Here is a 2,332-nt window from a genome sequence, read left to right as displayed (position 1 = left end):
CCACCCGGCCCTTGGCCCAGTGATCCATCTTGATCTGCGACATCTCGTCGAAATAGAAATCCGGTGCGCTGCGCATGTACTCGAGCAGCTGCGGCCGTACCCAGCCGTCGCCGGCCATCCGCCGATCCAGTTCGGCGATCTGGGCCTCGGTGTCGCGGGACATCTCGTTGCCGTCGCGGTCGACCACCGACGCGTCGCGGATCCGCGTCCGGAGATGGTCGGCGGCGGCCCGCGACTACATGCGGTCGAGCACCGTCAGCGCCGGGCCCTGCACGTCGATCGCCTGCCCGCCCGGCCGCAGCCCAGCGCACGCTCCACGACGGTCACCGAATAGCCTTGGTGCGCAAGCCAATACGCCGGCCAGCCTGGCGCCGCGTACCAGAACGCTAACCATGGAAAGTCACTTGATCCCTGCCAGTTTCCTTGCATCGGTGAAGATGTCGTCGAGCATCGCCGGTGTCAACCTACCGGTGAACATGTTCTGCTGGCTCGGGTGGTAGCAGCCGAGCAACCGCACGCCCGCGTTCAGCTCCGCGACGACACCGTGCCCGAACCGCGGCTTGGGCAGCCCGGCGGCGGCCGGCAGCCGCAGCGCGACCTGCCAGCCGAACCCGCCGAGGGCCACTATCACCCGGACGTGAGCGGCCACCAGCCGCCACTCGGCCTCCAGCCACGGCCAGCAGGTGTCGCGCTCCGCCGGGGTCGGGGCGTTGGCCGGGGGCGCGCAGCGCACCGGTGCGACGACGCGAACGTGCTTGGTGCGCAACCCGTCCGCGGCGTCCACGCTGGTCGGCTGGTTCACCAGGCCGGCCCGGTACAGCGCCGCGTACAGCTGATCGCCCGACCGGTCGCCGGTGAACATCCGCCCCGTCCGGTTCGCGCCGTGCGCGGCGGGCGCCAGTCCCACGATCAACAGCCGGGGCCGCTGCGCACCCCAGCCCGGCACCGGGCGTCCCCAGTACGGCTGGTCGGCAAACGCCCGGCGTTTGTCGACGGCGACGCCCTCGCGCCAGCTCACCAGCCGCGGGCAGGCCCGGCACACGCTGATCAGCGCGTCGAGCCGGGGTATCGAGTCGGCGCCGGCCGCCAGCGCGACCACCTGCGCGGCGCCGGCCGCCGCCGGTGTCTGCGGGGTCGCCGGATCGCCGGGCCATCCGGTGCCGGGAACCACCGGGGAATCGAACGGCCGGCCGGTGCGTGGATGGACGAGCACATGAACATCGTGCATTCAGCTGGTGGCGACCGCGAAATTCATACGCCGCCCCGGCCGAGCCGGGGTTACGTTCGGCCGCGATATTCATGACTCCCACAAGCCGCGGCCCGGCATTCCTGATCCTGTTCGCCACACTCATGGCGACAACGGGCACCGGCACCTCGCTGGTGACTTTCCCGTGGCTGGCCCTGCCACACCACAACAGCGCGCCTTCCTGGCGCTGGCGCTGCCGATCGCCGCGATCGGGCTGGTGGCTTGCCGGCTGCCGTCGCTGCGGGAACTGGACAACGCGCCGTCGGTCGCCGTCGACGCCGGTCCGTAGGATCGGGACGTGGAAAACGCGCTGGCAGGCCTGATCGCCGAGTTGCCCGACGGGACGGTGGTCACCGATCCCGCAGTGACCGAGGGCTACCGGCAGGACCGGGCCTTCGACCCGTCGGCCGGCAAGCCCCTGGCGGTGGTCCGGCCGCGGCGCACCGAAGAGGTGCAGACGGTGCTGCGCTGGGCGAACGCAAACCGGGTGCCGGTGGTGACCCGCGGCGCCGGCAGCGGCCTGTCGGGCGGGGCCACCGCCCTGGACAACGGGATCGTGCTGTCGACGGAGAAGATGCGCGACATCACCGTCGACCCCGTCACCCGCACCGCGGTGTGCCAGCCGGGTCTGTTCAACGCCGAGGTCAAGAAGGCCGCCGCCGAGCACGGCCTGTGGTACCCGCCCGATCCCTCGTCGTTCGAGATCTGCAGCATCGGCGGCAACATCGCCACCAACGCCGGCGGGCTGTGCTGCGTGAAGTACGGAGTCACCACCGACTACGTGCTGGGCATGCAGGTGGTGCTGGCCGACGGCACCGCCGTGCGGTTGGGCGGTCCGCGTCTGAAGGACGTGGCGGGCCTGTCGCTGACCAAGCTGTTCGTGGGCAGCGAGGGCACGTTGGGCGTCATCACCGAGGTGACGCTGCGGCTGCTGCCCGCGCAGAACACCTCGAGCGTCGTGGTGGCGTCGTTCGGATCGGTTCAGGCCGCGGTCGACGCGGTGCTCGGCGTATCGGCGCGCCTGCGGCCCTCGATGCTGGAGTTCATGGATTCGGTGGCGATCAACGCCGTCGAGGACATCCTGCG

3 protein-coding genes and 2 pseudogenes are annotated in these 2,332 nt (G+C 71.0%); 2 read left to right on the top strand and 3 right to left on the bottom strand.

Annotated features, from left to right (window positions below; genetic code table 11):
• From AC2VOR_RS06820 to AC2VOR_RS06810, 3 genes and pseudogenes are all read right to left on the bottom strand, one after another.
• Window positions 1-157, bottom strand: a pseudogene (locus AC2VOR_RS06820) (hypothetical protein); the annotation flags it as partial.
• A gap of 2 nt (window positions 158-159) precedes the next feature.
• Window positions 160-357, bottom strand: a pseudogene (locus AC2VOR_RS06815) (hypothetical protein); the annotation flags it as partial.
• A 43-nt stretch (window positions 358-400) separates the two neighbouring features.
• A complete protein-coding gene (locus AC2VOR_RS06810) occupies window positions 401-1,228 on the bottom strand; it encodes a uracil-DNA glycosylase (protein ID WP_486963446.1) in 828 nt (275 codons plus the stop codon).
• 163 nt (window positions 1,229-1,391) lie between these two features.
• On the opposite strand from AC2VOR_RS06810, the gene AC2VOR_RS06805 reads away from it, so the two are divergent.
• Complete coding sequence (locus AC2VOR_RS06805; protein ID WP_369737582.1) at window positions 1,392-1,535, top strand: hypothetical protein; 144 nt, start codon at window positions 1,392-1,394, stop codon at window positions 1,533-1,535.
• 9 nt (window positions 1,536-1,544) lie between these two features.
• A partial coding sequence (locus tag AC2VOR_RS06800; RefSeq protein ID WP_486963445.1) for an FAD-binding oxidoreductase occupies window positions 1,545-2,332 on the top strand: 788 nt, incomplete at its 3' end.

It is taken from the genome of Mycobacterium sp. TH-M103, assembly GCF_057473785.1.
This window is presented reverse-complemented; position numbering and strand designations above follow the sequence as displayed.